Raw genomic sequence first — 21,689 nt, 5'->3', positions numbered from 1 at the left:
ACGTTCTTTCCGTCATTTTACCCAGCTATCTATCTGATAGATAGCAAACCATCAAAACATCGAATGACCCGGGAGGTTGTGTTTCGGCCGCGTTCGTGGTTTCATGCAATACGCTGCATATACGCAAACGAACAAGGAGCAACCATGGCGAAGGACATCCCCTACGATCAGAAGTACTATGATCCGGAGATCGAATGCATGCCGCGGCCGGAGCTTGAGACGCTGCAACTGCAACGCCTGAAAGACATGGTGGCCTACGCATACGACAATACCGTCTACTACCAGCGCGCGTTCGACGAGGCCGGCGTGAAGCCGGGCGACATCCAGACGCTCGAGGATATCGCGAAGCTGCCTTTCTGCGACAAGAAGACCGAGCGCGAGACGCAGCACGTGGGAAGCTTCTTCGGCGAGATGTGCTCCGTGCCCGAAGAGGAGGTCGTCTTCATGGCCACCTCGTCCGGCTCGACGGGCGTCCCCACGGTCAGCCCCTTCACGCAGGAGGACTTCGACCTGTGGCAGGACACCGAGGCGCGCCTGTTCTGGCAGGCGGGCATGCGTCCGAACGACCGGTACGTGCACGGCCTGAACTTCGCCCTGTACGTGGGCGGTCCCGACGTCATCGGCGCGCAGCGCCTGGGCGCGCTGACCATCTGGGTGGGCGCCGTGCCGTCCGACCGCCTGCTGTTCGTGCTCAAGCAGTACCAGCCCACGGTCATCTGGACGTCGCCGTCCTACGCGTGGCATCTCGGCGAGATCGCGAAGGAGAAGGGCTTCGATCCCAAGACCGATTTCAACATCCACACCATCATCGTGGCCGGTGAGGCGGGCGGTTCCATCACGTCCACACGCGAGGCCATCGAGAACCTGTGGGGCGCGAAGGTCGTCGACTTCTACGGCCTGTCCGACATCTACGGCGCGTGCGCAGCGGCCTGCGAGGCGCACGACGGCCTGCACATCGTGGAAGACCAGATCCTCGTGGAGACGGTCGATCCCACCACGGGCGAGGTGCTGGCGCCGGGCGAGACGGGCGAGCTCGTGTACACGACGCTGTGCAAGAAGGCCCGCCCGATGATCCGCTTCCGCACGGGCGACATCGGCTACGTGAGCACCGACACCTGCGAATGCGGCCGCACGCTGGCCCGCATCCACGTGACCGGCCGCAAGGACGAGATGTTCATCGTGGGCGCCGTCAACGTGTTCCCCAGCGACATCGAGTACGTGGTGCGCGGCCTGGACGGCCTGACGGGCGAGTACTCCATCCGCGTGTACGAGAAGAACTTCACCTGCAAGTACGAGGTGTCCGTCGAGCGCTCGCTCGGCAGCGACGAACCCTACGACGAGGTGGCAAGCCGCACCGAGGCCGCGCTCAAGGCGCACACGGGCGTGCGCCCGGCCAAGGTCATCGTGTATGATGCAGGTAAGCTGGGTACGTCGTCCGAACACAAGGCCTCCAGGTTTATTGACGAGCGCGGCTGCGTTACGCGCTAGGGAAGGGATCACCTATGACCACTGAAACCACCTTCGCCGTTTCCGGCCAGCATTATCTGTTCAACGTGCAGACGTTCGCGCACACCGTGCTGGCGCTCGGCGGCGATTCCTACCGCTACGCGCTGCGCGACCGCACCACGCAGGGCGTCATCGACGACGTCGTCGACGGGAAGAGCGAGCTGGGCGTGCTGTTCGAGACGTCGGCCACGGCCGACGAGGTGAACGCGGCGCTCGACGCGGCGGGCCTCGAGTTCGTCGAGCTCATCCAGTCGGCCCCGCGCGTCGCGCTGCCGAAGAGCCACCCGATGGTGAACGCCAGCGTCCTGACGTTGGAGGACATGGAGGACTTCCCGTACCTCTACTTCGAGCAGGACGAGGACTCGCCGGTCGCCTTCGCCGAGGAGGCGCTGGCCAGCGTGCCGCGTGCCAAGAGCATCGCGTGCACCGACCGCGCGTCGCTGTCCGAGCTCATCGTGGCGCTCAACGGCTACACGGTGACCAGCGGCATCCTCGTGGGCATCTCCGACGGCGCGGGCCTCAACACCGTGCCGCTCGACACCGACGTGAAGCTGCACCTCGGCTACGTGGTGCGCAAGGGCCAGCAGCTCAGCGACATCGGCCAGCGCTTCGTCGACACCCTCAAGAAGAACCTCGAGAAGTACGCACGGTTCTAGGAAGCATCTCCCCGCAACGTGAAGCGCCCCTCCAGGGAGGGGCGCTTTTTGCGCCACCGGGGAGGGGCGCCGGTGCGCGACGCCGTGCAACACGTACGAATGTTTCCCGTGAAACATTCGGAAACGGCCTCTTTGTTCATCGTGGGGTTGATCAAGCGCTGCGCGAAGGCGACCGGCGAGTCCTCGTCCTGCTCGAAGCCGACAGGCTACTGAGGTAGCGGGTCGTCGTCCTCGTCGAGGGGGTGGGGCCGGCCGGCCAGGTCGAGGGCGTCGTCGCTGACGGGCGGCGTGCCGTGAGCGCCCCACTTCGCGCGCACCTGCTCGCGACGGGCGCGCTCGGCACGCGCCTCGCTGGGGCGCATCGGCCGGGGCATCTCGGCCGTGGTGGCCTCCTCGTGCGACAGCGCCATGCGGATGCGCATGTACTCCCAGATCAGCAGCACGAACAGGATGCACATCACGATAAGGTAGCCGATCACGGCGCCGGGCAGCCCGGTGAAGTTCACCAGCAGGATGGGCACGAACAGCGCGAACCCGAACGTGATCACGTACAGCTTCGTCACGGCGCGCTGCTGGCGCAGCACGGTGATCACCTGGTACAGGAAGTCGATCGCCGCCGTCACGCCGCCTGCGGCCAGCATGATGTAGCATAGCCCGCGGAACTGCTCGAAGTCCACGCCGTACAGGAAGCTCATCACGGGAATGCCGATCCACGCCATGGCGAGCGCCGTGACGCCGGTGACCGCGACGATGACCGCCATGATCACGACGATGATCAGGTCGAACCGCTTGCGCTTCGCAGGGTCGGCCCACACGTTCGCCATCTTCACGAGCAGCGGCTTGTAGATGAACCCGACGGTCAGCAGGATGCCCTGCGCGGGGAAGTACAGCGCGTTGAAGTACAGCTGGTTGTCGTAGCTCAGCACGCCTTCCATCACGAACTTCGGCATGTTGTCGATGAACGCGTACAGGAACAGCGCGATGAACAGGGGGAAGCACTGCTTGAACAGCTCGACGATGCTGCCGAGGTTCCAACGCTTCGACCTCGGCGTCTCGAACATCGCCAGTGGGAACGTGAACACGACGAAGGTGGCGAACGCCGCGATGGCCATGACCACGCACGACACGGCCAGGTTGCGGGTGATCAGCAGGCACAGCGAGAACGCCACGAGCACCACGACAGAGCGGAACGCCTGCGACACGCCCGACAGGTACAGCTTGTCCACCTGCTGCAGCCGCCCCTCGTACACGTCGGCCAGGCCGTCCACCATCTTGTAGAGGTACACGCCCAGGCTGATGGTGAACATCTGGCTCTCGTAGCCGCGCACCATGCAGTACACCACGCCGACGAGCACCATGAACGCGCAGGTGATCCATCGGTTGATCTGGTAATCCGAGAACGAATGCTCCTCGGTCACGTCGGATATCTGGTAGGTGCGCACGCCGTAGTTGGCGAGGATCATGAGCAGCGTGCCGGTGACGAACGCGAGCGAGAACATGCCCGCCTGCTCCACGCCCACGAGCTGCGTGACCACGACGGTGAGGATGGGGAACACCATGCCCCATGCGCCCACGCCCACCGTGTTCCACACGTAGTCGCGGGTGGTGCGGTGCGCGGCGTACTCCTCCTCCTGGTCGGCCAGCGAGCGCTCGGATACCGCGCCCAGCAGCCGGTTGCACCAGCGGTTGACGCGCCGCGTGATGAAGTTGGGCTTGCGGGGCTTGCTTCCGGCCGCCTCGCGACGCTCGCGCGAGGATGCGCCGAGGAACGGCGTCGTGTCGGACGGCGCGGGCGCGCCGTCGGCGAGGTCGTCGGAGCGCTCGAGGTCGTCCTCCTGCCGAGCGTGCGAACCCTTGGCCTGTTCCTTTTTGAACGTGAAGCGCGCCATGCTGTGCTTCTCAGTCCCTTCTCGAACCGCGTCGTGTTTTGAAAAGTATAGTTCATCGCGAACCGGATGTGCGATATCCACAGGCATCAAATAGAAGTGCAGCTGTCGCCGCGCGCCCGGAGGCGGGCGGGAGAAAGCGCGCGGGAAATCCCGCCAGCACGAAACCGGCGATTCCGTGCTGCTGCCCGCCGTAGAGGAGGGGATGGTGGTGCGTGCGGCTCAAGCAAGATCGAGCTCGTTGTGCAGTTTGGCCGTCAACGTGCGCGCTTTGGCCGGAGCGCGCCGTGCCGCCCCGCGTGCGAGCGCTATACTTGCATGACCAACGTGCGAAGATGCGAAGGGGAGAGTTCATGATTGAGATCCTGTGGCACGGCCGAGGCGGCCAGGGTGCCTTTACGGCGGCGCGGCTGCTGGGCGCGGCGGCGTCGCTGGACGCGGGCGCGCATGCGCTGGCGTTTCCCTCGTTCGGCCCCGAGCGGCGCGGCGCGCCGATGCGGGCGTTCACGAAGCTGTCCGACGAGCCTATCGGCGACCGCAGCGCGGTGTCCCGGGCCGACTACGTCATCTACCTTGACGACACGCTGCTGGGTGCGGGCTGGGAAAACGAGCTGAAGCCGGGCGGCGTCGTGCTGGTGAACAGCACGCGCGCGTTCGATGACGCGCGCATCGTGGCGCTCGACGCCGACGGCATCTCGGCGGCCATCCTGGGTCGGGCGATCCCGAACACGGTGTTCCTCGGCGCGCTGTCGGCGCTGTGCGACCGCGTGAGCGTCGAGAACGTGCAGGAGGCCATCCGCCAGTACATGCCGGCGAAGCTGCACGCGAAGAACATCGCGATCGTGGAGGCGGCTCGGGAGGCGCTGGGGATGGCCCGCACGTCCTCGTCCAGCGCACCAACCCCGTGCGCGACGGGTAAGGCTGCCGGAGCCAGCGAAGCCGCCGCGTCGCGCAAAGAGGCGGGCTGCGAGTCGAGCCCCCTTCGCAACGAAGATACTCACATCCCCACCCTCCGCTCCGCCGCTCTCGACCCCTCCGAGTTCGCGCATTCCACGTGCTTCGAGGCGGGCTACCTCACGGTGAAGAACGCCGGGTGGCGCAACCTGCGCCCCGTGATCGACGCCGCGTCGTGCACCGGGTGCCTCCAGTGCTACCTGTATTGCCCCGATGGCACCGTGTACAAGGTGGCCGACGCTGCGGCTTCCCGTGGCACCCGATCTGCGGCCGCTGACGAAGGCTCGCGTGCGCAAGCACGCCACGCCTCCGCCATCGACCCCGGCTCGGGCACCACGAAAACCCTCGCTGACGTCGCAGGACCTGCGACAACGTGTGCGCCGGTGGCCATCGACCTCGACTTCTGCAAGGGGTGCGGCATCTGCGCGAAGGCGTGCGCGTTCGGTTCCATCACGATGATCCTTGAAAGCGAGGCGGATGCCCGATGAAACGGTTCCTTTCCGGCGACGAAGCGTTCGCCGAGGGCGTGCGCCTGGCGCGTCCGCAGGTGATTTCCGCGTACCCCATCACGCCGCAGACGGTGGTGGTGGAGCGCCTGAGCGAGATGGTGGAAGACGGCTCGCTGGCCGCCGAGTACGTGCATGTGGAAAGCGAGCACTCGGCGCTGTCGTGCGCCATCGGCGCGTCGGCCACGGGCGCGCGCACGTTCACGGCCACGTCGAGCCAGGGCCTGCTGTACATGGCCGAGTGCCTGACCTACGCGTCGGGCGGCCGGTTCCCCATCGTCATGATGAACGCGAACCGCGCCACGGCGCTGCCTTGGAACATCTACGGCGACCAGCGCGACTCGCTGGCGCTGCTCGACCACGGCTGGATCCAGGTGTACGCCGAGGACAACCAGGAGGCGCTCGATCTGGCGCTCATGGCCTACGCCGTGGCCGAGGACCCCGCCGTGGCCACGCCCGTGATGGTGAACCTCGACGGTTTCGCGCTCACGCACACCTACGAGACGGTGGACGTGCCCGAGCCCGAGGAGGCCGACGCGTTCCTGCCGCCCTACAAGCCTGCGGGCAACCGGTTCGACTTCGAGAACCCGGTGAACATCGGCTTCTCGGCCGGTCCTGAGTACAACCGCTACTTCAAGTACTGGGAGCACCGCGACATGCTCGATGCGCCCGCTGTGGTGGGCGAGGTGGAGAAGCGGTTCGCCGAGGTGTTCGGACGCGAGTATCCCGGCATGATCGAAACGCTGAACTGCGACGATTCCGATGTGATCCTCGTCACGCTGGGGTCGGCGGCCGGGCTCGTGCGCTCGGTGGTGCAGCAGCTGCGCGCCCAGGGCGTGCGTGCGGGCATGCTGCGCATCCGCTACCTGCGCCCCATGCCGAGCGCGCTCATCGCCGAGGCGCTGCGCGGTGCGAAGGCCGTGGGCGTGCTGGAGAAGGACGTGTCGTTCGGCGCCGAGGGCACGGTGTTCACGAACGTGAATTCCGCGCTGCAGCAGGCGGCCGTGGGCGTGCCCACCTACAACTTCGTGGGCGGTCTGGGCGGCGACGACATATCCGAGACGCAGGTGGCGGGCATGTACCGCATGCTTGAGCAGGTGGCCGAGGGCGTCGATCACCCGAGGGTCTCGTTCCTCGGCATCGACTCGCCCGCCGACGCGCTGGGCGCTGTCGAGAAGGAGGCGGAGTAACCATGGCCGTGAATGCCAAGACCATTTCCAACGACGAGTTCTTCTTCGGCCACAAGGCGTGCGCCGGCTGCGGCGGGTCGCTCGCCGTGCGCGCGGCGCTCAAGGTGCTCGGGCCGAACGCGGTGTGCGCGCTGCCTGCGGGCTGCATGAGCGCCGTCGGCTTCAACTTCCCGCAGCTCAGCTTCGCCAACAACGCGATGATCACGCCGTTTGCCGCCACGGCCAGCGTGCTGACCGGCATCGAGGCCGGCCTGCGCGCCCAGGGCAAGAAGCCCGACGACTGCACGGTGGTGGGTTTCGCGGGCGACGGCGGCACGGCCGACATCGGCATCCAGGCGCTGTCGGGCGCCATTGATCGCAACGACGACGTGCTGTACATCTGCTACGACAACGAGGCGTACATGAACACGGGCATCCAGAAAAGCTCGCTCACGCCGTTCGGCGCGAAGACCACCACCACGCCGGCCGGCTCGAACATGCGCGGCTGTCTGACGCAGAAGAAGAACATGTTCGAGATCGTGGCCGCGCATGGCATCCCGTATGCGGCCACCGCGTCCATCGGCTACCTCACCGACTTCATCCGCAAGGTGGAGCACGCCGCCACCATCCGCGGCACGAAGTACATCCACGTGATGGCGCCGTGCCCGACCGGGTGGGGCTGCGACGTGGACGAGACGGTGGACATCTCGAAGGACATCGTCGACTGCGGCCTGTGGTACCTGGCCGAGTACGAGGGCGGCGCGTTCAAGCTCAACCGCAACCCTCGCGAATTCGCCAGCGTCGAGGCGTACCTGCGTCGTCAAGGCCGCTTCAAGGCCCTCACCGACGAGGACGTCGCGGAGGTCGAAGCCGCGCGCGATGCGAAATGGGAGGTCATGCGCAGGGATTGGGCGTAGAAGACCGCTCGGAGCGTGCGGATTTGGCGGGGGGTGTCGCGAGGCGGCACCCTCCTTTTTTGTTGGATTGCCCTCGTGTGTAAATCGATCATATGATATAGTAGAGACAATCAAATGATTGAATGGAGGTTGGCATGTCGAAGGATCTGACGGCTCGGGATATCAAGCGTATTCGGGAGCAGTACGGCTTGACGCAGCAGGGTTTCGCGCGCTTGCTGGGGCTCGGCGAGGCGAGCATCGTGCGGTACGAAAACGGGCAGAAGCCCAGCAAGGCGAACGCGAACCTCATACGCGCCGCCAACGATCCTGCGTTCATGCTGGATTGCCTCAAGCGCGACGGGGACCTCCTTTCGCAGGAACAGCGCGGCAAAACCGAGCAGATCATTTACGCCTTAGTGACGTTCGACGAGGACGGGGACATCATGGACATCAACGAGATGTACGAGATCACGCTGCAACAGGAGATATTGATTGAGGAGGTCGCGCATCTCGCGGGGAACGTGTCGCATTTGCTCACTGCTGCAAGGGAGCGAGGAGACGAGATTAGCGAAGCCGTGTACGAAGATGTGCTCAAGCAGCTTGCGCTCGTCCGACCGCGCATTACGTACAAGGAGAATTCGAACGACACGAAGCTGTCCGAAATGAGGGGGCAGGTCGAGTGTTTGAAGAGCATCGCTGCAAGGCGGGAATCCAAGGCGGCTTGATATGGGGAAGCTCGAAGACTACTCGGATGGCGAATTCCGAACAGAGCTCCAGGGGATCGTAAGCATGCTCCTCGTTGACCCGTTGTGTGTGCCGGTTGAGCATCCTGAAGCGGTTTTACTCGGCGGTCAAAGCGGTGCGGGCAAGACCACCCTGCACAGATTGCTTCAAGATCGCCTTGCAGGCAACGCCATCGTCGTCAACGGTGACGAGTATCGCTCTTTCCATCCGCGGTATAAACAACTATGCGCACAATACGGCATCGATGCTCCGGCTCATACGGCTGCATGGGCCGGCCGGATGGTCGAATCCGTCGTTGATGCGCTCTCCATCATGGGGTACAACCTCGTCATCGAGGGGACGCTGCGCACCTCCGACGTTCCCCTCAAAACGGCGGCGCTCCTGCGCGGTCGCGGGTACGGCGTTTCGCTGGCGCTCATGGCGGTGAAGCCCGAAATATCGCTGGTGAGCTGCCAGTTGCGCTACGAGCAGATGCGCATCGCGGGCACGGAGCCGCGAGCGGTCGATCCGGCGCACCACCTCTTGATCGTCGAAGGCATCGTCGACAACCTGGAAGCGCTCGAAGATTCCGGCATGTTCGACAACGTCAGCCTCTACAGCCGCAGCGAGCGCTGCCTGTTCTCCGACGCCGACGGCGAGGGGCGCGCGAGCGAAGCGTTGCGGGACGTCCTGTTCGGCGACTGGACCGGCGAAGAGAGCAGGCACCTCGCATACCTCAAGCAGCGACTCGAAGAAGCGCGGGGGTCTTCTGTTTCTCAGATGTAGCGTAAAAGCTACACACAAAGAAAGAACGGTGTTAGAATGCAGGTGCGAGTTGAAGCGACTGAGGTTTTTTCGTCATGGCTCGGCGGGCTGAAGAATTCCAGTGCGAAACGTCGAATCGTCTCTCGTATCGACCGCATAGCTTACCATGGCGCTCTCATGGGAGACTGCAAAGCAATTGGCGGCGGTCTTGTTGAGATGCGATTCGATACGGGCCCCGGTTATAGGGTGTATGTGTCGCTTGAAAACGGTACGCTTTTGCTTCTTCTTGTCGGGGGCGACAAGTCGTCGCAGGTTGCCGATATCGCTAAGGCGCGGAAGCTCTTGAAGGAATGGAGAACGAGAGATGCCTGAAACGAGACCATGGGATGCCGCGGACCATCTAACTTCACCCGAAGATGTTGCCGCATATCTGAGCGAAGCTCTGCAGGACGGTGACCCTGGATATTTCCAGCACGCTCTCGGGGTTGTCGCGAGGTCAGAAGGAATGTCTGCGCTTGCTGTTTCGACGGGCTTGAACCGAGAGAATCTTTACCGAACTCTTTCGGACGATTCGAATCCTCGCTTTCAAACCATCGTGAGAATTCTTGACGGTCTTGGTCTGGTGCTCGATGTAAAACCAGCGCCGCGATCTGCACAAGCGTCTTCTCGGACACATGCGGCTTATCTTTAGCTCTCCGGTTCAGGGTCGAACGAATCGACGAGGTCGATGAGGTCTTGCTTTTTGTGGATGTCGAGCTTGGCGTAGATGCGCTTCGAGTGCATGCGCACGGTGTTCTCCGAGATCACCAGCTCTTCGGCGATGCGCACCACGGTCTTGCCGCGCACGATATGCTCCATGACCTCGGCTTCGCGCGCGCTCAACCGAAACTCCTGGCGGATGCGGGCCACCTGCTTGGAGATGCGGTCCTGGTAGACGGGCTCGCCTTCGGCATGCCTGTGCGCGGAGCGGGCAGTTCCTTCGCGCTTGACGGCCGTGTCGGGCACCGGCCCCAGCGACACGAGCTCGACGTCCGGAACCGCGCCCTGCGCTCCGCGCAGCGCGCTGTGGAAGCCGCCTTGCCCGAAGAAGTACATGAATCCCAGCAGGTACCCGGCTCCGAGCGCCACCACGGCATGCGACGAGAGGCCCGGGATGGCCACCTGCCCCGCAAGCGTCCCGCCGATGAATCCCGCATCGTGCAGGGCGTACACCACGCCGCCGAAGAACCCGTACACGAACACGGGGTTCGTCCCGTGGTCGCGCGACGACTGGGCGCACTGGATCATCATGAGCATGATGGTGACGCTGTACGCCGCGTACAGGATGGCCGCGAGCCAGCGCGCGTACCCGTCGCCCAAAAACGGCAGCAGCACGAATCCGGTGATGATCACCGGAAACACGATGCGGAACAGCGAAACCACGTTGAGCCGGACGCTCTTGAACTGCCACAGCACCAGAAACGCGACGGCGGTGACCAGCGACGCGCCCATGGAAAGCGCGTTCACGAGCGAGCCGATGGAAGGATCGTCGATGGCGAGCGCGCGGATGAGCCCCGCGCACAGCCCGAGCGACCCCACGCACAACGCCGGGCGCGCTAGGATGGAGATCGCCTGACGGTACACGCCTTTGTTCTTCTTCGGCACGTCCTCGAACATGGGCTGGTCGAAATTGATCTCGCGGCTCTTCAACGATATCGCCAGCGCGAAAAACGGCATGATGACCAGCGGAATAAGGTACACGGTGACGGCGCGGGGGATGAGATGCAGCGCGAAGTACAGCACCGAGGCGTACGCGGTTCCCAAGATGAGGTCGTGGTTGCCCGTGTCGGAGTCCTGGCTGGCGAACAGCCGCTGCCACAGCATGTAGAACCCGGCCGATCCCACGCCGATGAACCCGCCGCCCGCGATGACGAGGGGCATCATCCACGCGTCCAAGTACATCGAGCCGATGAGGCAGAACCATCCCAGCAGATACGGCACGGCCGACAGCCTGACGATGAACAACCGCGTGGGCCCGGGCATGTGGTACGAGCCCACCACGCTCAGGAAGAAGCAGCCGGCGAACACGAGCGACTGCACGAGGAAGAACCAGAACAGCGTTTGCGGCTCCTGCATCTTCATCGGCAGGAACGGGAACACGCCGCCCCATGCGCCGGCGGCGTTCACGGCAAGGAACGACGCGTAGCCGAACAGCGTGGTATTCGGTTTGAAAGCGCGCAGTACGGTCGCCGCGTTCACTATGATCCTCCCCTGGATGATAGCCTTCGACGGGTAGAATACCCCTTGCATCAGTATAGCGGGGGAGCTGGCGCGAAAGCGGGGGAATCCGGCGCTCGTCACGGACATCGTAAGCGCTTGAACAGGCAAAATGCAAAATGTACATATTTCATGTAACACGCGGTCGCGACGTCCGGCCTACAATGCGCGGTGTTTCGTCCATACGAAACGGATGAGCAGACGAGGGAATCAAGGAGGGATCATGACGAAAACGAAAGAGCATGCCGTTTCTCGCCGCGCGTTCGTGAAAGGTTCGGCCCTGGCCGGATTGGGCGCCGCCACGCTGGGCACGGGAACCCTGTTCGCGTGCTCGCCCCAAGCGGAAAGCGCGAAAGACGACGCCGCCAACACGGAAGCGGTGGAGGAGCAGATCGTCTGGACGCACTGCGCGGTCAACTGCGGCAGCACCTGCGCGCTCCAGTGCCACGTGGCGGACGGCGAGATCAAGTACATCGAATCCGACAACACGGGCAGTGCCGAGATGGATCAGCCCCAGCTGCGCGCCTGCTTGCGCGGCCGCTCGCTTCGCCGCTGGCTGCAGAGCCCCGATCGCCTGAACTATCCCATGAAGCGCGTGGGCAAGCGCGGCGAGGACAAGTTCGAGCAGATCAGCTGGGACGAGGCGGTCGACACCATCGCGAGCGAGCTCAAGCGCATCCGCGAAACCTACGGCGACGAGTCCATCACCGTGCACTACTCGTCCGGCGTGTCGTCGGGGCTTATGGGCAGTTCCGTCGTGAATCGCCTGATCAACCTCAACGGCGGATGCCTGAACTACTACGGAACGTACAGCTCGGCCCATATCTCGGCCGCGGGCACGTATACCTACGGTGGCGGCACGTACGGCAGCAGCTTCCTCACCTTGCAGGACAACCAGCTGGTGGTCATGTTCGGCAACAGTCCCGCCGATACCCGCATGGGCGGCGCGGGCCACACGCATGATTTCGCGTGGATGCGCGAGGAGAAGAATCTCGAGGTCATCAACATCGATTGCCGCATGAACGACACGGTGTGCGGGCAGGGCGGCGAATGGATTCCCATCCGTCCCGGAACCGATGGCGCGCTGTGCGCGGCGCTCGCGTACGAGATCATCAACAACGGTTGGGCCGATGAGGAGTTCCTGCACACGTATTGCGTGGGCTACGACGAGGAAACCATGCCCGAAAGCGCGAAGGGGCAGAACAAGTCGTTCAAGGACTACATCCTGGGAACCGGTTACGACCTGACGCCGAAGACTCCCGAATGGGCCGCATCCATCACGCTCATCCCCGCCGCCAAGATCAAGGAGCTGGCCGAGAAGATCGGCACCACCAAGCCCGTCTACATCTGCCAGGGCTACGGTTCGCAGCGCCACGCCAACGGCGAGATCACTTCGCGCGCCATCATGGTGCTTCCTCAGCTGGTTGGCCAGATCGGTCTGCCGGGCACGTCGGACGGGCGTCGCGAAGGGAGGTCGGCGTTCGCGCTTTCCAGCTTCCCCGCAGGTGAGAACCCGGTGAAGACGAACCTTCCAACGTTCATGTGGCCCGAAGCCATCCGTCGCGGCGAGGAGCTGACAGCGCTCAACGCCGGCGTTCAGAAGGCCGAGAAGCTGTCGTCCAGCATCAAGTTCATCTTCAACTACGCGGGCAACACGCTGACGAACCAGCACTCCGACATCAACGGGACGCACGACCTGCTGCAGGACGAGTCGTTGTGCGAGTTCATCGTGACGAGCGAAGTGTTCATGACCGATTCGGCAAAATATTCCGACATCATCATTCCGGACCTCACGTTGCAAGAGCAGTACAGCCTGTCCGCCAACGGCTACGCCGACAACATGGAAGCCATCGTGTACGGCAGCCCGGTGTACGAGCCGAAGTTCGAGCGTCGCGGCATCTACGAGGTGTGCACCGACATCGCCGACAAGCTGGGCATCAAGGACGAATTCACCGACGGGGGCAAAACGCGCGAGGATTGGCTGCGCCAGATTCTCGACGAGTCGCGCGAGAAGTACCCCGAGCTGCCCGACTGGGACACCGGTATGGCGCAGGGCGTGTGGAAGCGCACCCCCGAGCCCTCGATCGGCCTCAAGGCGTTCATCGACGACCCTGCGGGGAACCCGTTGAAGACGCCTTCGGGCAAGATCGAGATCTATTCCGAGACGCTCGCCAGCTTTGCCGACACGTGGGAGCTGGCCGACGACGAGGTGGTCAGCCCCATTCCCGAGTTCGATCCCGGTTTCGAGAGCTACGTGAGCCTGACGGACGAATACCCGCTGCTCATCTGCGGTTTCCATTACAAGGCGCACACGCACTCCTCCTACGCCAACAACGAGATCATCCAAGCTGCCGCGCAGCACGTGGCGTGGGTGAATCCGGTTGACGCCGAGCAGCGCAAGATCAAGGACGGCGACACCATCCGCGTGTTCAACGATCGCGGCGAGATTCGCATCGAAGCCAAGGTGACGCCGCGCGTTATCCCGGGCACGGTGGCCATCCCGCAGGGCATGTGGCACGACGCCGACATGAGCGGCGATCGCGTCGACCACGGCGGCAACATCAACACGTTGACCATCTATCGTCCGTCGCCGCTTGCGAAGGCGAATCCGCAGCACAGCAATATCGGCCAAATCGCGAAGGCCTAGGGGGTAGACCATGACTCAGTACGGTTTCCATTTCGACGGCACGCGGTGCACGGGCTGCAAGACGTGCGTGCTGGCGTGCAAAGATAAGAAGGACCTGTCCACCGATATCTCGTTCCGCAAGGTGTACGAGTACGGCGGTGGATCGTGGACGCAGGACGATGCGGGCGCATGGACGTGCGATACCTACGTGTACCACGTCTCCGTTGCGTGCAATCATTGCGATAGCCCGGCTTGCATGGCGAAGTGCCCGCAGGGGGCTATCTCGAAGGATCCCGACACCGGCATCGTGAACAACGATCCCGAGAAGTGCATCGGATGCGGCACGTGCTCCATCGTGTGCCCGTACAGCGCGCCGAAGGTGGACGAGGAGAAGAAGAAGGCCGTGCGCTGCGACCTGTGCGCCGACCGCGTGACGCAAGGCAAGCAACCCATCTGCGTGGAGGCATGCCCGCTGCGCGCGCTCGACTTCGGCGAGATTTCCGAGTTGCGGAAGAAGTACGGCGAGGTGGCGGCCGTGGCACCGCTGCCCAGCGCGGACGAGACGAAGCCGAACATCGTGATCACCGAACCGGTGAACGCGAAACCGGCTGGAGATACGACGGGATCGGTGCTCAACGAGCGCGAGATCGCGTAGAATCTTCTGAGCAGAACCAAGCGGGTGTCGCGCGGCGAGGTTGGCGCGACACCCGAGGGCCGCCAGGGGACGGGCGGCGCGTCGGCACGACCGACGGATCGGGGGAGGACACGGTGGAGCAAGTCGGTTTCTACTTCAATGCGAAACGATGCACGGGCTGCAAGACGTGCATGCTCGCGTGCAAAGACTACCGCAATCTGGACGCTTCCGTGTCGTTTCGCCAGGTGTACGAGGTGGCAAGTGGCAGCTGGAAGCAGGACGAGCACGGGTGCTGGACGCACGATTGCTTTGCGTTCTACGTGTCTTCGGCGTGCAATCACTGCTCGAACCCCGCGTGCATGGAGGTGTGCCCGACGGGTGCCATGGGCAAGAACGAGCAGGGACTCGTGAGCGTGGACGAGCATCGCTGCATCGGCTGCGGCTACTGCGCGCTGTCGTGCCCGTACCATGCGCCGAAGGTCGATCGCACCGTGGGGCACAGCGTGAAGTGCGACGGGTGCCTCGAACGGGTGCGCGAAGGACGCAGCCCCGTCTGCGTGGAAGCCTGCCCGCTGCGCGCGCTCGATTTCGGGCCGATCGCCGACCTGCGGGCGCGCTACGGCTGGGCGGCCGACATGCCCCCGCTGCCCGACTCGTCGAAAACGGCTCCCAACCTGGTGCTGAGCCTTCCCGTGTGCCTTGAGGAGCAGGCGGATCGGGTGCTTGCGGAAGGCATGGTCCACAACATACGCGAACTAGTGTGAGGGGAACAACCATGGATGCTCGAATCGACGAACGCCAGGCGGAGCTTGAGGCCGTCGCGTTCGCGGGCGATACGCTCGCCCCGTTTTTCCTGCAAGACCCCCGAACCGGCACGGCCGGCCCCGCCTTCGCGGCCATGGCCGCCCTCGACGCCGGGGCGGCCGCCGCCGAATGGCCCTTCGCCGAGGAGGGGGAGGCCCGCGCCGCGCTCGGCCTCATGACGGGCGGCCTTGCCGGAGGCGCCGAGGCCGACGACCTCGTGTGGGAGTACCGCCGCCTGTTCGTCGGCCCCGCGCCGAAGCCGGCCCCTCCCTGGGGCTCGGTCTACACCGACCGCGAGTGCGTCGTGTTCGGCGCCAGCACGCTGGCCCTGCGCGCGTGGATGCGCGGGCGCGGCATCGCGCGCCTCGCGGACGACAAGACCCCCGAGGACCACATCGGCCTCATGCTGTCGCTCATGGCCTACCTTGCGCGCAACCAGCCCGACGATCTGGACGAGTTCCTGCAAGCGCACCTGCTCACCTGGTCGTCGCACTTCCTCGACCAGCTGGCCGAGGCGGCCGCGCACCCGTTCTACGAAGGCCTCGCCCGCCTTGCGAAAGCCACGCTCGAAGGCGTTCAGCAGGTGCGCGGACTCGACGTGACCTACCCGCGCTTCTATCGGTAGGCGCGTGCGATGACCGGGTTCGACACCGCGTTCAACGAGATCACGCTCGTGCTGTTCACGACGCTGGCCCCGTCGGGCGCGGTGGCGTACGCCATCATGGGCGCGGCGGCGCTGCGTGCGCGGGGCGACGAGCGCAAGCGGGTGAGCGGCGCGCTGCTCGTTCCCTTCCTCGTGACGCTCGTGGGGCTCGTGGCGTCGGCCACCCACCTGGGCAATCCCGACAACGCGCTGTACGTGTTCTCGCGCGTGGGCGCAAGCCCGCTGTCCAACGAAGTGTGTGCGGCCGTGCTGTTCCTGGGCGCGTCGGGCTCGCATTGGCTCTACCAGTTCGCCGAACACGCGCGCCCGCGCGTGCAGAACGCGCTGTTGGGAGCGGCTATCGTCGCGTCGTTCGCATTCCTGGCCTCGGTGGCGTTCGCCTACGCCAGCAGGACGGTGGTCACCTGGGACACGCCCTTCGTCCCCGTTGCGCTGTGCCTGAACGCGCTGGTGGGCGGCCCGGTGCTGGCGCTCGCGGGACTGCGGTTCTCGCGGTGGTCGCCGCTTGCGGGGCGCGCGGGCGGGGCGCTGCTCGCGCTCTCGCTGACGGCCCTCGTGGCGAACGTGGGCGTGTACGTCGCCCAGGGCGCGAGCGTGCTGGCCATGCGGAACTACCTCGTGTCGGTCGAGCAGCTCGTGCCCACCTACGGCGCGATGGTGCTCGCCTTCTGCCTGCTGGCGGTGGCGGGCCTCGCGGTGGACGCGGCGGGGATGCTGCGCGGCCGCGGCGTGTCGAAGGCGTCGGCCGCGACGGCGTCGGTGCTGGTGTTCGCCGGCTTGTTCGTGATGCGGTTCGCGTTCTACATGATGCACATGACCTACGGCATCAGCCTCTAGCGTCGCAGGTGTGGTACGCTGCTGGGAAAAGCACCCGGCGAGAAGGAACTCCGATGAGCACGGACCAACCGACCACCACCGAGCGTCTCCGCGCGATGGGCGCCGCGATCGAGTCGGACGTCATCGCGCTGAGGCGGCATTTCCACCGTCATCCCGAGCTGAGCGGCAAGGAGCGGTGGACGTCCGACGAGCTGTGCGCGCAACTCGATGAGCTGGGCATTCCGTACCAGCGCGTGGCGGGTACGGGCGTGGTGGCGTCCATCGCGGGCACCGCATCGGGCGGGCGGCGGCAGTGCGTGGCGCTGCGAGCCGACATCGACGCGCTTCCCGTGACCGAGCAGACGGGCGCGCCCTACGCCTCCGCGTGCCCGGGCGTCATGCACGCCTGCGGCCACGATTGCCACATGGCCATGATGCTGGGCGCCGCACGCCTGCTGAACGACCTGCGCGACGAGCTGCACGGCGAGGTGCGCGTGCTGTTCCAGCCGGCCGAGGAGATTTCCATCGGCTCCACCATGATGATGGACGCCGGCGCGCTCGACGGGGTGGACGCCATCTTCGGCGCGCATATCTGGAGCGAGCTCGACGCGGGCCTCGTCTCGTGCGAGCCGGGCCAGCGCATGGCGCACACCGACTGGTTCCGCATCGACATCGAGGGCGTGAGCGCGCACGGCTCCATGCCGCACAAGGGCGTGGACGCCATCGTGGTGGGCGCCGAGATGGTCACCACGCTGCAGATCCTCGTGAGCCGCGATGTGTCGCCGTTCGAGCCGGTGGTGGTCACGGTGGGCGAGTTCCACGGCGGCGAGGCGCGCAACATCATGGCGGGGTCGGCCTACCTCACGGGCACGGTGCGCACGTGGAGCGACCGGCTGCGCGCCGAGGTGCCCGACCGCCTCGAGCGCATCGTGGGCAAGATCGCCCGCGCGTTCAACGCCGAGGCGCGCTTCACGTTCGAGTCGGGCAACGCGGGTCTGGCGAACGACCCGGCCTGCGCCGAGCTGGCGCGTCGCGCCGTGGTGGAGGTGCTGGGCGAGGAAGCCGTCGGCTCGTACGAGGGCACGCTGTCGGGCGAGGATTTCAGCGAGTACCTGCGTCGGGTGCCGGGCGTGTTCGCGTTCATCGGCTGCCGCAATCCCGAAGTGGGCGCCGAGCATCCGCAGCACAGCTGCTACTACGAAGTGGACGAAAGCGTCCTGGTCAAAGGCAGCATGGTAGCCGCCCAATGGGCGCTGGACGCCCTGGCCGAGGAGTAGGGCGTGGATGCGGTCGATCTTGCGGTGAGCGCTCTGTCTTTCTGCTTGAACGGCGGCGTGCTCGCCATCGGATACTCGAGGTTGCTGCCGACTCGTCATCCGTGGCTGATCGCGTCGGCGGTGTTCTTTCCCCTGCTGTTTCTCAACACGGTGGCGAACCAATTCATCGATGGTGCGGCCGCCTTGATTCTGATGGCCTTATCCCTCGGGGTGGTGCCGTTTCTGCTCTTCGAAGGCAGGACGTCGCTCAAAGTGGTTGCCGTGGCGATCTGCCTTGCATGCGAAGCTGCATCGGACATTGCGAGGGAGGTTCTCTGGGCTCTCTTGACGGGCATCACGATTCCGGAAGATCCGGTAGCCTACAGCTATGCGGCGTGGGGGAGCCTGCCGGAATATGCCGCATCTTGCATGGTGAGCGCCTTGTTGCTTGGGGTGTTGCTCGCATGGTTGCGACGGTTTCTTCTTCGCTTGAGCTCCTATAGCGAAGCGCCGGTGAACTGGTTGTATCTGGCCTTTCCCGCGGTTCAGTGCATGCTGTTCCTGTCGTTGGGCCTTTTGTGCGCGCTCGTCGACTTGGATACCGGGATGGTGGGGATTCTCGGTGCTTTGGTGGCCCTCTGCCTGGCGACCGACTGGTTGCTGCTGGTTTCGATGGAGAAACACGCCCGCAAGCGACGCGAAGATCAGCGCGCCGCATTGCTCCAACGGAACCTCGACGCATGCCTCGTGCGTTGTGACGCGTTCGTCGCGGAAGCTGAGCAGACGGCGAAAATGCGCCACGATGTGCGCAACCAGGCGCATGCGGCCATGGCCCTTGCCGAGCGCGGCGACCATGCGCGTGCCCGCGAGCATATATCATCGTTCGGATCATATTATGTGCCGAAGTGATCAGAAACCTGGCGGGGGGGGGGGGGCTTCATCGTATATAATCTCGTCAGACGAAGCCCGCTTCGCCCTTCCTATCAGCCAAAAAGACGTAAGCCGATGCCATGTACCAGGTCGTTCTAGTTGAAGATGACGCCACTCAAGCGGAGATCCTGCGCCGCATGGTCGGGCGTTCCCCGCGCGGCGGCGAGGTAGTCGTCGAACATATCTCCGATGCCGCGTCTTTGGAGGCGCGCCTTGCGGAAGGCTCGCCCGTCGACATCCTCATGATGGACATCGAGCTGGGGTCGGAAGACGCGAATGGCATCGACCTCGTGAAGCGCCATGTTCCGGCGGGAAGCGGCACGCAGGTGATCTACGTCACCGGCTTCGTCGAGTACTGCACGAGCGTGTACCGTACCGAGCACGTGTACTTCCTGGCCAAGCCCGTTGCGCAGGACGACCTGGACGACGCGCTCGACCGCGCTTTCGCGCGGCTCGCGGCGCGTGCGAGCAAGCCGCTCAGCATTCGCTTCGGCGGCAAGGTGGTGCTCGTCGCGCCGGAGCAGATCAGCTATATCGAAAGCGATCGGCGCAAGGTCCACATCCATGTGGGGGCCGAGGATATCGAGACGTACGCGTCGTTGTCCGATATCGCGGCCGAGCTGCCCGATTCGTTCATCCAGTGCCACAAGAGCTTCCTCGTGAACATGGATTGCATCAGGGAGCTGAAGGGCGACAGCGTGATGCTCGCATCGAACCAGGCCGTCCCCGTCAGCCAGAAACGCCGCAAGCTCGTACGCGAGGCGATCTTCGCGCACATCCAGGGCAAGCTGTAAGGGCTGCGTCGCCGCATGCCCGATAGCCTGATCGACATCCTGGGGGTCATGCCTGCCCAAATCGTCTTCGCCTATGCGCTGTCGAAGATGCTCACCATACGCAATCTTCCCGTCTATTGGGCGTTGTACCTGGGGCTCGTGTTGCTGGTGACGGGCTTGCGGTCGCACATGGACTTCGGGTTCAGGCCGATCGCATCCGTGCTGATGGTGCTCGTCTTCTTGGTCATGTCGAAGGGAAGCCTGGCGCGCAGGATATTGATCATCGTGCTGGCGCATCTGGTCATCTTCTTCGTGGAGTTGCCGGGCGGGGCGCTGTGGATGGCGATGACGGGCGTTCCCATCTCCGATTACGACGCGGTTCGGCAGCACCTGGGCGCGTTCTTCTTCATGCATGCTATTCACCTCGCTCTTCTTGCCGTGCTGCTCGCGCTTCTCTGCGCGATCGTGCGCCGGTTCGACGATAAGGATCAGGAGCGCGGGCGCGTCGCGTGGCTTCCCGCGCTGTTCACGCTGCTGCAGCTCGTGCTGGTGAGCGCCATGTTGTTCTTGACGTTCGGCCTGATCGACGAATCGATGCCGTACTATGTGGCGGGCACGCTGCTGTCCCTGTTGGGCCTTGTGGCCGACTTGCTGCTGATCGTCGCGATGAATCGCTACGATCAGAAACGGCGCGACGACGAGCGCGCGGCGATGCTCGAGGCGCAGTTGGATCGGTACCTGGCGCGGTACGGGGAATTCGTCGAGGGCGTCGAACGCACGGTATGGCTGCGTCACGACCTGGGCAATCACGTGCAGGTGGTTCTGGCGTTGGCGGAGCGCGGAAGGTTTCAAGAAGCGCGCGAGCACCTCGTTTTGGTGCGGCGCCTGTGTTCGGGTTCCGATGAGGGCGAAGGGGTGGGCTCGTGGTCGTGAGGGTTGCCGTTGCGGTGTGCGTGTTGCTGCTGATGTGCTCGATCATGGCGGTGCTTGCCCGTCGGTTGCGCGACGTGCCGCCGGCGCGCCTTTTGATCAACCTGCTGTTCCCCTTCAGCCAGTTGTGCATCGTGGTGTTCCTGTTCTACTACGCCATCGCCTACTCCTTGCCGCTTTGGATGTTCGTGCTGATCGTGGTCGTGGGCACCCTGTGCGGCCCGGTCGACTTGCTGCTGTTCAGGGCGCTGGAAGAATCCGAAAAGCGCGAGCTTTCGCGCGAGCGCGTGCGCCTGCTCGAGGAGCAGCTGCAGGCGCAGGAGGAGTATCTGCAGCGGTTGTCCGCGGATATCGACGAGGCGCGCCGTGTGCGCGAGGACGTCGCTCGCGAGCTTGCCGCGGTGGACGAGCTGCTGGAGCAACGCGAGGCCGAGGCGGCGTCGCAGGGGCTGATGAAGGCGGTGGGCATCATGGACTCCGCGTGCAAGCGCTCGTGCGAGCATCTTGTGGTGGACGCGCTCGTTTCGATGAAGGCCGCCGTGTGCGAGGAGTCGGGCATCCGCCTTTCGCTCGATCTGGCATTGGCCGACGACATCCCGCTGCCCAGCGTGGAGTTGTGCGCGGTGTTCTCGAACCTGCTGGACAATGCGATCAACGCGTGCGCCCAGGTTCCTGCGAGCGCGCGGTTCATCGAATTGAAGGCACGCGTGGACGCCGGCTACCTGGTGGTGCGTATGGAGAACAGCTGCGCGCCGCTGGGGGTGGGCGAGCGCCGGCGTTCGCCGCGCTCGCGAGGCGGGCGTCTGCCCGAGCACGGTTGGGGCCTCAGCATCCTCAAAACCCTCGCCGACCGCCACGACGGCAAACTGGAAACCGCCCAAGAAACCGACGTCTATCGAACCACCATGATTTTGAAGATTGGTGCGAGGTGAAGGAGCG

General features: G+C 64.6%; 21 protein-coding genes. 19 read left to right on the top strand and 2 right to left on the bottom strand.

Annotation, left to right across the window (positions count from 1 at the left end; all coding sequences use genetic code 11):
* The first annotated feature begins 144 nt into the window (after nucleotides 1–144).
* The gene (locus H8S61_RS05820; protein WP_186938294.1) at nucleotides 145–1,488 is read left to right on the top strand and encodes a phenylacetate--CoA ligase family protein; all 1,344 of its coding nucleotides are present in this window, start codon (nucleotides 145–147) and stop codon (nucleotides 1,486–1,488) included.
* A 14-nt stretch (nucleotides 1,489–1,502) separates the two neighbouring features.
* Nucleotides 1,503–2,162 (top strand): LysR family transcriptional regulator substrate-binding protein, encoded by a 660-nt coding sequence (locus H8S61_RS05815; protein WP_160941916.1) that lies wholly within the window; start codon nucleotides 1,503–1,505, stop codon nucleotides 2,160–2,162.
* 206 nt (nucleotides 2,163–2,368) lie between these two features.
* Here H8S61_RS05815 and H8S61_RS05810 read toward each other — a convergent pair whose 3' ends face one another.
* Nucleotides 2,369–4,051 (bottom strand): lipopolysaccharide biosynthesis protein, encoded by a 1,683-nt coding sequence (locus H8S61_RS05810; RefSeq protein WP_160941915.1) that lies wholly within the window; start codon nucleotides 4,049–4,051, stop codon nucleotides 2,369–2,371.
* Between the two features lie 350 nt (nucleotides 4,052–4,401).
* Here H8S61_RS05810 and H8S61_RS05805 point away from each other — a divergent pair, with 350 nt between their 5' ends.
* From H8S61_RS05805 to H8S61_RS05775, 7 genes are all read left to right on the top strand, one after another.
* Nucleotides 4,402–5,490 carry a 2-oxoacid:acceptor oxidoreductase family protein gene (locus tag H8S61_RS05805; protein WP_186938293.1) on the top strand — a complete coding sequence of 363 codons (1,089 nt, stop codon included), beginning with the start codon at nucleotides 4,402–4,404 and terminating at the stop codon, nucleotides 5,488–5,490.
* On the top strand, nucleotides 5,487–6,698 hold the full coding sequence (locus H8S61_RS05800; protein ID WP_186938292.1) for a transketolase C-terminal domain-containing protein: 1,212 nt from the start codon (nucleotides 5,487–5,489) through the stop codon (nucleotides 6,696–6,698). The genes H8S61_RS05805 and H8S61_RS05800 overlap by 4 nt, the downstream gene beginning before the upstream one ends.
* Nucleotides 6,699–6,700: 2 nt before the next feature.
* Nucleotides 6,701–7,594 carry a thiamine pyrophosphate-dependent enzyme gene (locus H8S61_RS05795; protein ID WP_186938291.1) on the top strand — a complete coding sequence of 298 codons (894 nt, stop codon included), beginning with the start codon at nucleotides 6,701–6,703 and terminating at the stop codon, nucleotides 7,592–7,594.
* A 134-nt stretch (nucleotides 7,595–7,728) separates the two neighbouring features.
* Nucleotides 7,729–8,298, top strand: a complete 570-nt coding sequence (locus H8S61_RS05790; protein WP_186938290.1) for a helix-turn-helix domain-containing protein — start codon at nucleotides 7,729–7,731, stop codon at nucleotides 8,296–8,298.
* Between the two features lies 1 nt (nucleotide 8,299).
* Nucleotides 8,300–9,082, top strand: a complete 783-nt coding sequence (locus tag H8S61_RS05785) for a zeta toxin family protein (RefSeq protein WP_186938289.1) — start codon at nucleotides 8,300–8,302, stop codon at nucleotides 9,080–9,082.
* 36 nt (nucleotides 9,083–9,118) lie between these two features.
* The gene (locus H8S61_RS17695; protein ID WP_186938288.1) at nucleotides 9,119–9,433 is read left to right on the top strand and encodes a type II toxin-antitoxin system RelE/ParE family toxin; all 315 of its coding nucleotides are present in this window, start codon (nucleotides 9,119–9,121) and stop codon (nucleotides 9,431–9,433) included.
* Entirely contained in the window at nucleotides 9,426–9,752 is a 327-nt protein-coding gene (locus H8S61_RS05775) for an addiction module antidote protein (protein WP_186938287.1), read from the top strand. Before H8S61_RS17695 ends, H8S61_RS05775 begins: the two co-directional genes overlap by 8 nt.
* Here the strand turns inward: H8S61_RS05775 and H8S61_RS05770 are convergent.
* A complete protein-coding gene (locus H8S61_RS05770) occupies nucleotides 9,749–11,299 on the bottom strand; it encodes a helix-turn-helix transcriptional regulator (RefSeq protein WP_186938286.1) in 1,551 nt (516 codons plus the stop codon). The two genes, H8S61_RS05775 and H8S61_RS05770, sit on opposite strands and share 4 nt — an antisense overlap.
* A 241-nt stretch (nucleotides 11,300–11,540) precedes the next feature.
* On the opposite strand from H8S61_RS05770, the gene H8S61_RS05765 reads away from it, so the two are divergent.
* The 10 genes from H8S61_RS05765 (at nucleotide 11,541) to H8S61_RS05720 (ending at nucleotide 21,682) form a co-directional block, all read left to right on the top strand.
* On the top strand, nucleotides 11,541–13,964 hold the full coding sequence (locus H8S61_RS05765; RefSeq protein ID WP_186938285.1) for a DMSO/selenate family reductase complex A subunit: 2,424 nt from the start codon (nucleotides 11,541–11,543) through the stop codon (nucleotides 13,962–13,964).
* Between the two features lie 10 nt (nucleotides 13,965–13,974).
* On the top strand, nucleotides 13,975–14,598 hold the full coding sequence (locus H8S61_RS05760; RefSeq protein ID WP_160941907.1) for a DMSO/selenate family reductase complex B subunit: 624 nt from the start codon (nucleotides 13,975–13,977) through the stop codon (nucleotides 14,596–14,598).
* Between the two features lie 113 nt (nucleotides 14,599–14,711).
* Nucleotides 14,712–15,341, top strand: coding sequence for a DMSO/selenate family reductase complex B subunit (locus H8S61_RS05755; RefSeq protein WP_186938284.1), 630 nt, complete (start codon nucleotides 14,712–14,714; stop codon nucleotides 15,339–15,341).
* An 11-nt stretch (nucleotides 15,342–15,352) separates the two neighbouring features.
* The gene (gene dmsD / locus H8S61_RS05750; protein ID WP_186938283.1) at nucleotides 15,353–16,006 is read left to right on the top strand and encodes a Tat proofreading chaperone DmsD; all 654 of its coding nucleotides are present in this window, start codon (nucleotides 15,353–15,355) and stop codon (nucleotides 16,004–16,006) included.
* Between the two features lie 9 nt (nucleotides 16,007–16,015).
* Nucleotides 16,016–16,882, top strand: coding sequence for a dimethyl sulfoxide reductase anchor subunit family protein (locus H8S61_RS05745; RefSeq protein WP_186938282.1), 867 nt, complete (start codon nucleotides 16,016–16,018; stop codon nucleotides 16,880–16,882).
* Between the two features lie 53 nt (nucleotides 16,883–16,935).
* Nucleotides 16,936–18,138 (top strand): amidohydrolase, encoded by a 1,203-nt coding sequence (locus tag H8S61_RS05740; protein ID WP_186938281.1) that lies wholly within the window; start codon nucleotides 16,936–16,938, stop codon nucleotides 18,136–18,138.
* A gap of 3 nt (nucleotides 18,139–18,141) precedes the next feature.
* A complete protein-coding gene (locus H8S61_RS05735) occupies nucleotides 18,142–19,026 on the top strand; it encodes a hypothetical protein (protein ID WP_186938280.1) in 885 nt (294 codons plus the stop codon).
* A gap of 101 nt (nucleotides 19,027–19,127) precedes the next feature.
* Nucleotides 19,128–19,841: a LytR/AlgR family response regulator transcription factor gene (locus H8S61_RS05730; protein WP_186938279.1), complete on the top strand. Its 714-nt coding sequence runs from the start codon at nucleotides 19,128–19,130 to the stop codon at nucleotides 19,839–19,841.
* A gap of 15 nt (nucleotides 19,842–19,856) precedes the next feature.
* Nucleotides 19,857–20,753: a hypothetical protein gene (locus H8S61_RS05725; RefSeq protein WP_255466483.1), complete on the top strand. Its 897-nt coding sequence runs from the start codon at nucleotides 19,857–19,859 to the stop codon at nucleotides 20,751–20,753.
* Complete coding sequence (locus tag H8S61_RS05720) at nucleotides 20,744–21,682, top strand: sensor histidine kinase (RefSeq protein WP_186938278.1); 939 nt, start codon at nucleotides 20,744–20,746, stop codon at nucleotides 21,680–21,682. The genes H8S61_RS05725 and H8S61_RS05720 overlap by 10 nt, the downstream gene beginning before the upstream one ends.
* The last annotated feature ends 7 nt before the right edge of the window (nucleotides 21,683–21,689 follow it).

The organism is Eggerthella hominis, assembly GCF_014287365.1.
Classification (GTDB): Bacteria; Actinomycetota; Coriobacteriia; order Coriobacteriales; family Eggerthellaceae; genus Eggerthella; species Eggerthella guodeyinii.
Note: the sequence above shows the minus strand (reverse complement) of the source record. Positions and strands in the feature narration are given on the sequence as shown.